8 protein-coding genes are annotated in these 8,872 nt (G+C 62.0%); 7 read left to right on the top strand and 1 reads right to left on the bottom strand.

Going from position 1 to position 8,872, the window contains the following annotated elements; translation table 11 throughout:
- The 4 genes from thrC to ABW043_RS08445 form a co-directional block, all read left to right on the top strand.
- A partial coding sequence (gene thrC / locus ABW043_RS08460) for a threonine synthase (protein WP_353920778.1) occupies positions 1-1,067 on the top strand: 1,067 nt, incomplete at its 5' end.
- A gap of 63 nt (positions 1,068-1,130) precedes the next feature.
- Positions 1,131-2,393: a M16 family metallopeptidase gene (locus tag ABW043_RS08455; RefSeq protein WP_353920777.1), complete on the top strand. Its 1,263-nt coding sequence runs from the start codon at positions 1,131-1,133 to the stop codon at positions 2,391-2,393.
- 3 nt (positions 2,394-2,396) lie between these two features.
- Complete coding sequence (locus tag ABW043_RS08450) at positions 2,397-3,011, top strand: GNAT family N-acetyltransferase (protein ID WP_353920776.1); 615 nt, start codon at positions 2,397-2,399, stop codon at positions 3,009-3,011.
- A 184-nt stretch (positions 3,012-3,195) separates the two neighbouring features.
- Entirely contained in the window at positions 3,196-6,069 is a 2,874-nt protein-coding gene (locus ABW043_RS08445; protein WP_353920775.1) for an EAL domain-containing protein, read from the top strand.
- 33 nt (positions 6,070-6,102) lie between these two features.
- On the opposite strand, the gene ABW043_RS08440 is transcribed toward ABW043_RS08445, so the two are convergent.
- Positions 6,103-6,678 (bottom strand): YqgE/AlgH family protein, encoded by a 576-nt coding sequence (locus tag ABW043_RS08440; RefSeq protein WP_353920774.1) that lies wholly within the window; start codon positions 6,676-6,678, stop codon positions 6,103-6,105.
- Between the two features lie 131 nt (positions 6,679-6,809).
- On the opposite strand from ABW043_RS08440, the gene ABW043_RS08435 reads away from it, so the two are divergent.
- The 3 genes from ABW043_RS08435 to ABW043_RS08425 all read left to right on the top strand — a co-directional run bounded on the left by ABW043_RS08435 (position 6,810) and on the right by ABW043_RS08425 (position 8,830).
- Positions 6,810-7,628: a protein-disulfide reductase DsbD domain-containing protein gene (locus tag ABW043_RS08435; RefSeq protein WP_353920773.1), complete on the top strand. Its 819-nt coding sequence runs from the start codon at positions 6,810-6,812 to the stop codon at positions 7,626-7,628.
- A 111-nt stretch (positions 7,629-7,739) separates the two neighbouring features.
- The gene (locus tag ABW043_RS08430) at positions 7,740-8,234 is read left to right on the top strand and encodes a peroxiredoxin (RefSeq protein WP_353920772.1); all 495 of its coding nucleotides are present in this window, start codon (positions 7,740-7,742) and stop codon (positions 8,232-8,234) included.
- Positions 8,235-8,251: 17 nt separating this feature from the next.
- Positions 8,252-8,830: a hypothetical protein gene (locus ABW043_RS08425; RefSeq protein WP_353920771.1), complete on the top strand. Its 579-nt coding sequence runs from the start codon at positions 8,252-8,254 to the stop codon at positions 8,828-8,830.
- Positions 8,831-8,872 lie beyond the last annotated feature (42 nt).

Here is an 8,872-nt window from a genome sequence, read left to right as displayed (position 1 = left end):
CCTTCAAGGACGTGGCGATGCAGTTCCTGAGCCGCACCATGGACCACATTCTGACCGAACGTGGCCTGCGCGCGACGATTGTCGGCGCGACCTCGGGCGATACCGGTTCGGCTGCTATCGAAGCCTTCCGCGGTCGCGACACCACGGACATCTTCATTCTCCATCCGCTCGGGCGCACCTCGGAAGTGCAGCGCCGGCAGATGACGACGGTGCTCGACGCCAATGTCCACAACATCGCGCTCGAAGGCACGTTCGACGATTGCCAGGACGCGGTGAAGGCCATGTTCAACAATCACGCCTTCCGCGATTCAGTGCGCCTCTCCGGCGTCAATTCGATCAATTGGGGCCGCATCGTCGCTCAGATCGTCTATTATTTCGTGGCTGCCGTGTCACTCGGCGCTCCGCACCGCAAGGTGAGCTTCACGGTTCCGACCGGCAATTTCGGCGACATCTTTGCCGGCTATTGCGCGAAGCGCATGGGCCTGCCGATCGAAAAGTTGGTGATTGCCACCAATGCCAACGACATCCTGCGTCGCACCATGGATACCGGTCGCTACGAGATGACTGGCGTGGCGCCGACCATCAGCCCGTCGATGGATATCCAGATTTCCTCCAATTTCGAGCGTCTGCTGTTCGAAAGCGCCGGCCGCGACGCCGAGGCGGTCTCGCGCATGATGGCCGCCCTCAAGCAGTCGCGCGGCTTCGAGCTGCCGGAAAAGTCGATATCGGCCATTCGCGCCGAATTTGCCGCCGGCACTTCGGGCGAAGAAGCCACGATCTCCACCATTGCGCAAACCTGGGCCAAATCGGCTTACCTGCTCGATCCGCATACGGCGGTTGGCGTTTCGGTAGCGCGCAATCTCTCGCGTGGGCCCGAGCCGATGATTACACTGGCAACGGCGCATCCGGCCAAATTCCCTGCTGCCGTCAAGGCGGCATCGGACATCGAGCCGGCTTTGCCGAGCTGGCTCGGCGATCTCTATCAACGGCCCGAACGGGTCGACGTGTTGGCCAATGACCAGCGCGTCCTGGAAAACTTCATCGGGACGCGCACCCGCGCGGCCTGAAGACGACAAACGGGCCTGGCGGAAGGGGTGAACAAACCCCGCCCTCGGTTCAGGAGGACGAGTGTGACGGTACAAACGACGACTCTCGATAACGGCATGGTAGTGCTGACCGATGACATGCCGCATCTGGAGAGTGCTTCCATCGGCGTCTGGGTAAAGGCCGGCGCGCGTTCCGAGCGTAAGGCCGAGCACGGCATTTCCCACCTTCTCGAGCACATGGCCTTCAAGGGCACCAAGACGCGCACCGCGCTTGAAATCGCCGAGGCCATTGAAAATGTCGGCGGGGACCTGAACGCTGCTACCTCCATTGAACACACCGGCTACTTTGCCCGCGTGCTCAAGGACGATGTGGTTCTGGCCGCCGATATTCTCTCCGACATTTTACAGAACTCGGTCTTTGACGAAGGCGAGATGACACGCGAAAAGCAGGTCATCGTGCAGGAGATCGGCGCAGCGCGGGACAATCCCGACGACCACGTCTTCGATCTCTTTCAGCAGGCCGCCTATCCGACCCAACCGATCGGCCGCACTATTTTGGGCACGGTCGATTCGGTTCGCGCCTTCTCGCCGGAAATGGTGGGCAAATATATGCGCCGCAACTATGTGGGCGACCACATGGTCATGGCCGCAGCGGGCAATGTCGATCATGACGGCCTCGTGGAGGTCGCCAAGGAGCGCTTTGCCGATCTAGCCCCGAGCGGTGCTCCGGCGCCGCAGCGCGCCGAATATCAGGGTGGCGAAGAGCGTCTCGTCTCCGACCACGAACAGGCCCATATCGTCCTCGGCTTTGAGGGACGCGCCTATAATTCCGACGGCTTTTACGCAGCGCAGGTGCTGGCTTCGGTGCTGGGCGGCGGCATGAGCTCGCGGCTCTTCCAGGAAGTGCGCGAAAAGCGCGGCCTCTGCTACTCGGTCTATGCCTTCCACTGGGCCTTTGCCGACAGCGGCGTTTTCGGCGTGGCCGCGGCGACGGGCGAGGATGAGGTTTCCGAACTCGTGCCGGTGGTTCTCGACGAGCTGCTGCGCGCCGCCGATACCGTCACCGACGAAGAAGTAACGCGCGTGCGCAATCAGATCCGCGCCGGCCTTCTCATGTCGCTCGAAAGCCCTTCGGCCCGTGCCGGTCAGCTGGCCCGCCAGCAGATTCTCTGGGGTCGTCCCATTCCCATGGCCGAGACGGTGGAGCGCATCAACCGCATCACCGCGCAGCGTGTCCGTGAGGTGGCCGAGCAGATTTTCGCCAATTCAAAGCCGACCCTGGCCGGTATCGGCCCGATCAGCCGGCTGGCCGATGTCGAAAGCATCGGCGAGACGTTGCAGCGCTAAACCATGCTCTGGCCCTGGTCGTCGCCAGAACAGCTGATCCATCTCCGGGGGCGCCGCATTTCCTTGCGCCTGCCGCAGATGCGGGATTATGCTGCATGGTATCAACTGCGCCGCCAGAGCCACGAGTTCCTCAAGCCCTTCGAGCCGCGTTGGACCGAGGCCGACCTTGGGCGCCGTGTCTATTCCATGCGCGTGCGTCGGGCCCGGCAAGAGGCCGAGCAGGGCACCGACTACACGTTTTTTGTCTTCCTCAATGACGGCACGGAGACATTGGTGGGCGGCATTACGCTCTCCAACATCCGCCGCCGGGCCGCGCAATTCGTCAATCTTGGCTATTGGATGGGCCAGCCCTATGCCGGGCAGGGGCTGATGACCGAGGCCGTGGAGATGGCGCTACGCTTCATCTTCGAAACGCTGGACCTTCACCGCGCCCACGCCGCCTTCCTGCCGCATAACATGGCTTCGCGCCGTGTTCTGGAAAAGAACGGCTTCATCGAGGAAGGCTTTGCCGAGCGCTATCTGCAGATCGACGGGCGCTGGGAAGACCACGTGCTCATGGGCCTGACGCGTGAGCGCTGGGACAGTTTTCGCCTCGGTCGACAAAATCGGGTGGCCTGATCGGGTCGGGCGAGCGGCACGATTCCACATCGCATTGTGCCGCCCGGCTTGCCGCAAGGGTCAATCTCCCTTACCAAGAGGGCGCCCCTTCGGAGGTTGCCAACGACAATGGCTTGTCCGCCTGGCTTTTGAACAGGCTGACTGCCGCCACAATGAAGCCTTGTGTGGGAATTAGCTGCTCTTGATGCGTCCCTTTTTTGCTCTCGCAATCTTGCTTGCGCTCGCTTTTTTGCAGCCCGCCCAGGCGTTCGAAGTCATTTCCGTCCCCGAGGACGTGAATGCCGTCAATCTATCCGATGTCATCGAGATCGTTAGCGGCACCGACGGCCGTGTGCAGTTGTCGACGGCCCCCGACGCCGACGGCATCATTCGCCGCATCGAAGTGCTGGCGAGCGAGCAGGGGACCAATCCCTCCTTCGCGCTCTTTGCCCTGCGTAACGATTCCGACCAGCAGATCGAACGCCTGCTCGTCGCCCCCTTTTATCGCCTGCCGGCCTCCGGAGTGTTCCAGCCCGATCTGGGCGATGCGCGTATCACCGCGGTAACGCCGAGCGCCGGCATTCGCCCGGTCAAGCTGACCGACCCGGAAGCCGACGTTTTCGAGGTGACGTTGGACCCGGGCTCTACGGTGACGCTGATCGCCGAACTCTCGTCCGGTGCGCTTCCCGAGCTTTATCTCTGGCAGCCCAATGCCTATCGCGACTACGTCAACTCCTTCACGCTGTTCCGCGGCGTGGTGCTGGGCGTTGCTTCGCTGGCTGCCGTGTTCCTGACCATCATGTTCGTGGTCAAGGGGCGTGGGGTCTTCCCCGCGACGGCCGCCTTCGCCTGGGCAGTGCTGGCCTATCTTCTTATCGATTTCGGCATTCTGGGGCGTCTGTTCGGCCTCTCGGCTGGTGGCCTGCAACCTCTTCGCGCCGCCGCGGAGGCGGGCATAGCCACGACCCTTGCCGGCTTCCTGTTCATCTATTTGAATCTCCACCGCTGGCACCTGCGCTTTATCCATCTGGCACTGGGGCTTTCGGCGCTGTTCCTCGCGCTCTTCGGCTTTGCTTTCTTCCAGCCCGAGATCGCCGCGACCATTTCGCGCCTCGTGCTGGCGCTGTTGGGGCTTTCAGGCTTCTTCCTGATCCTGCTGCTGGCGCTGCGCGGCTATGATCGCGCTGTGCTGCTGGTACCCACCTGGATCATCTTCATCGCCTGGCTGTTCTACTCCTGGCTGGTGATTTCGGGTCAGGTTTCCAATGACGTGGCCCAGCCTGCCGTTGGTGGTGGCCTCGTTCTCGTCGTCATGTTGCTCGGCTTTACCGCGGTGCAGCACGCCTTCTCCGAGGGGCAGGTGACCATCGGCACGCTGAGCGAAGTGGAACGCCGCGCACTGGCGCTAACCGGCTCGGGTGACTTCGTCTTCGACTGGAATATCGATCGCGACCGCGTCAGCGTCGGCGACGAGCTTTCTACCCGTCTTGGCGAAAAGCGCGGGGCTCTGCGCGGTGCTATCAAGCGTTGGCTGGATCGCGTGCATCCCGACGATCGCGACCGCTTCCGCACGGCTTTCGATACGCTGGTGGAACTGCGCCGCGGCAAGGTTTCGGCTGATATGCGTATTGCCGGGCATGACGGAAATTACCGCACCTTCCGCATGCGCGTGAAACCGGTGCTGGGCGGCGATGGCCAGGTCAACCGCATCGTCGGTACCCTGCAGGACGTCACCGAGGATCGCGCGGCCCGCGAACGCCTGCTGCACGATGCCGTGCACGACAGTCTCACCGGTCTGCCCAATCGTCAGCTCTTGCTCGACCGGTTGAGCCGCGCTTTGGTGCGTGCTCGTCAACCGGGCGGCGTCAAGCCGGCCGTGTTCCTCATCGATATCGACCGGTTCATGGAGCTTGAAGAGCGTATCGGCCATTCCGCAGCGGATTCGGTGCTGCTCGCCATTTCGCGCCGCATCGCCCGCGTCATGCGTCCGCTCGATACCGTTGCGCGTATTTCCGGCGATCAGTTCGCGGTGATCCTCGCCTCAGAACAGACGGCCGGCAAGATTGCCGAGAATGCCGAACAGATCCGCAAGGCGCTGAAGGCGCCGTTCAATTTCGGCGACCGTGACCTCACCATTTCCGCTTCGATTGGCGTCACCATCTATGATGGCAATCCGGCTGAAGCCGGCGACGTGCTGCGCGACGCGGAACTGGCCATGTATTACGCCAAGCGTCTTGGTGGCGACCGGATTGAGGCCTATCGCGCCTCGGCCCGTTCCATCGCCAATTACAACCGCGCTAGCGAGGAAGACCTCGAACGCGGCATGCGCCAGGGCGAACTGCATGTGCAGTATCAGCCGGTGATGAACATCACCTCGGGCCAGATCATCGGCGCTGAAGCACTGATGCGCTGGAACCACCCGACACGTGGCGTGGTCAATCCCGACGAGTTCGTGCCGCTGGCCGAACGATCCGGCCAGATCGAAAAGCTCGGCCGCCTTGCCTTCGAACAGGCGGCAGCGCAGGCGAAAGACTGGATGACGACCATCGGCCTGCCCGAAGATTTCTTTATCTCGGTCAATCTCTCGCCCACCCAATTGGCGACCGAAACCCTGCTCAACGACATGCGCAACCTCGTTTCGCAGGACAAGACGCTGGCCGGGCACCTGAAGCTCGAAATCACCGAGGGCCAGGTGATGAGCAATCCCGAGCATTCCGCCTATATGCTCGAAGCCCTTCGCAGTCTCGGCCTCGGCCTGGCGCTCGACGATTTCGGCACGGGCAGCTCGTCGCTGAGCTACCTGCACCGTTTCCCGTTCGACACGATCAAGATACCCGCTGCTTTCGTGAAGATGGGGACAGAGACCGGCATTCCACATACGCAGGCGCCGATCATCCGCGCCATCGTCGGGCTGGCCGAAGATCTCGATCTGATGGTGGTGGCTGAGGGCGTGGAAACGCTCGATGAGATCGAACGCCTGCGCCAGCTCAACTGCCGCTATGCACAGGGCTTTGCCTTCGGTACGGCCATGACCGGACCGGAAATGGCGAAGAAGCTGCTGGCGCAATTGGGACGATAGTTTCCTTACCTCTCCCATGGGAGAGGTAAGCCCTTACGCATGCCCGGCGTCGGAACTCAGCGTCGCCCGCGTGATGTGGAGGATCTCGAGCGCCTTTTCGTAGCGCTGTTCCACCGGCACGTCGAACAGCAGCGCGCTATCGAACGGTACCGTGAGCCAGCCGTTCTCAGCGATTTCCCGCTCAAGCTGGCCGGGGCTCCAGCCACAGCACCCGAGCGCAAAGAGCGAGGCCTTTGGCGCCGGGCCGAAGGCCATGGCTTTGAGCACATCCAGCGTTGCCGTCAGCCCGATCTCTTCGGTGACCTTGTAGGTATTACCGCTATGGTAGTCGGCCGAGTGCAGCACGAAGCCGCGGCTCTTTTCCACCGGGCCGCCGCGCAACACGGATCGATCGCGGATGCGGTCGGGCAGGCGGATGACGGCGTCGGGATCGCCGAGGTCGAGCTCGTCGAGAATATCGGCAAAGGTGAGGTTGGCGAGCTCCTGATTGACCACGAGGCCCATGGCACCTTCATCGCCATGGCCAACGAGCAGGATGACGCTTTCGGCGAAGCGCTCGTCCTCCATGCCCGGCATGGCCACCAGAAACTGTCCTTCAAGTGTTTTCATGGCAGCGATTTTAGGCCCATGGGGCGAGACTGCCAAGCGCTTGCGGGCCGCTTAGTAAACCGCGGCCCTTCACGAAGGCCTGAACTGGCGTCAGCTATTCCTTCATCCTCTCCTGCGCTAATGGCTTGCCCATGCGTAATCTTGCCCTCGCCACACTCGCCTCGCTGCTCGTGATTTCTGCTCCCCTGGCCGGGGAGACGGAATGGCAGGAAGTTGTGCCTGGGGTAAAGTTGCGGCTGGTGAGTTCGGGGCATGTGAAGCCCGACGGGGCCACCCTGTTCGGCCTTGAAATCGAGATGCCGGAGAACACCAAGACCTATTGGCGCGTGCCTGGTGAAACCGGTTTTCCGGCTGAGCTCGATTTTGCGGGTTCGGACGGCGTCAAATCAGCCGAGATCGTCTGGCCGCATCCTCAGCTCGACACCAGTTCGGGCTATGTCGATTTCGCCTATTTCGGCGACACCATGCTGCCCATCGCCGTCAAGGCCGATGATCCGACCGGCAACGTCATGGTTTCGGCCATGCTTGGCATCTGTTCTGACATTTGCCTGCCGGCCCAGGCCAATTTCACCCTACCGCTGACCGACGCCGAGCCCGACCGGCCCAATGCCCTTCGGATCAAGCAGGCGCTATCCGAAGCGCCGATTGCCTGGAGCGAAGGCGAGGAGCCTATCGGCAAGATCGAGTATCATCCCGAAGACAAGACCCTGGCGGTCTGGCTCGACGACGATACCGTCGACATCTCTACCCTCATTGTTGCTACCGAAACGGGGACGCCGCTCTTCGGCGTGCCGCAAAAAAGCCCGCAAGACGGCCTAGTCCTGCTTCCCATTCTGACGAAAACCGAGAATAGTAACCTCGAAGGCGAGGACGTTCAGGTGTCGTTCATGACCGGCATGGGAGCCTTCGAGCTTTCGCGAACCATTAGTGCTGGTCCGACGAGCAATTAATCCCCGACAAGCCTTAGGGCTTGTAACGTGCGGCCAAGCCGCCTATCGCGGGATAGCGTTTTTGGAGTATGGCGATTTCTGGTCGCCAATGGGCATGGGGCAAATCCTCTTATGATTGAGCGTGGCAATGCGATCCCTTCGGTTGGGATCAAGCTGGTGAATGCGTCCGGCGTAGCCGAAACCACCAGCGACGCCGTCCTCGGCTCGGGCACTGTGGTGCTCTTCTCCGTTCCGGGCGCCTTTACGCCCACCTGTCACGTCAACCACCTGCCGGGCTTTCTGGCCAATGCCAGCAAGCTCAAGGCAAAGGGTGTGGATCGTATCATCTGCGCCGCCGCCAACGATGCCCATGTCATGAAGGCCTGGGCCGAGGTTTCCAATGCGCTCGGCGAGATCGAATTCATCGCCGACGGTAATGCCGACCTCGCCAAGGCTCTCGGCCTTACCAAGGATTTTTCCGCCAGTGGCATGGGTACGCGTTATGCGCGTGCCGCCATGATTGTGCGCAATGGTTCGGTGAGCGATATTTTTGTGGAGGACGCCCCCGGCGTCAACGCCAGCGGTGCCCCTGCGGTGCTTATGGCGCTAGAAACGGCCCAAGCATGATGAGCCGGGAGAAAACCATGACCAAGCCGACCTTCACCCGACTTGTCGCTCTCGCCGGCCTCAGCGTCGCCCTTGCCGGCTGCTCCATGGGCAGCATGTTTGGCGGCGGCACCAGTTCCAGTGCCAACCTGCAGAACGCGACTGCTACGCCGCAGGCTGTGGCGCAGGCGCAGACCAATGCTCTGCCCGCCATTGCTACCGAATGCCCGCCTATCAAGGTGCGCGTCGGCGGCGAGGCCATGTACTATTATGGCGGCGGCCGCACCGGCGACGCCAAGGCCCTGCAGTATCAGGGCGTGATCGACGAAGTGACGCGCAATTGCGTCGTTTCGAACGGCCTCATCACCGTCAATATGGGCGCTTCCGGCCGCGTGCTGCTCGGACCCGCAGGTAGCCAGTCTTCGGTCAATGCGCCGATCCGCTTTGCCGTCGAGCGCGATGGTCAGGCCGTGTTCTCTGAAAAGTACACCATTCCCGTTGCCCTGACTCCGCCGGCCCAGTCGGCCGAGTTCGTCAAAGTGGTCGAGAATGTCGCCATCCCGTATCTCGGTGGCGAGAGCATCACCATCTGGGTTGGCTTCGATACCCGCGGCTAAAGTTCAGCGGCTGTGGAAACGAAAAGGGCGGCCTCTCGGCCG

The sequence above is a fragment of the Devosia sp. genome, from assembly GCF_040509215.1.
Taxonomy (GTDB): Bacteria; Pseudomonadota; Alphaproteobacteria; order Rhizobiales; family Devosiaceae; genus Devosia.
This window is presented reverse-complemented; position numbering and strand designations above follow the sequence as displayed.

Bases quoted from the DNA above. Each gene is read 5' to 3' on its own strand.
- ABW043_RS08435 (WP_353920773.1), top strand. From the start codon at position 6,810: ATGCGTAATCTTGCCCTCGCCACACTCGCCTCGCTGCTCGTGATTTCT.
- ABW043_RS08440 (WP_353920774.1), bottom strand. From the start codon at position 6,678: ATGAAAACACTTGAAGGACAGTTTCTGGTGGCCATGCCGGGCATGGAG.
- ABW043_RS08445 (WP_353920775.1), top strand. From the start codon at position 3,196: ATGCGTCCCTTTTTTGCTCTCGCAATCTTGCTTGCGCTCGCTTTTTTG.
- ABW043_RS08425 (WP_353920771.1), top strand. From the start codon at position 8,252: ATGACCAAGCCGACCTTCACCCGACTTGTCGCTCTCGCCGGCCTCAGC.
- ABW043_RS08450 (WP_353920776.1), top strand. From the start codon at position 2,397: ATGCTCTGGCCCTGGTCGTCGCCAGAACAGCTGATCCATCTCCGGGGG.
- ABW043_RS08430 (WP_353920772.1), top strand. From the start codon at position 7,740: ATGATTGAGCGTGGCAATGCGATCCCTTCGGTTGGGATCAAGCTGGTG.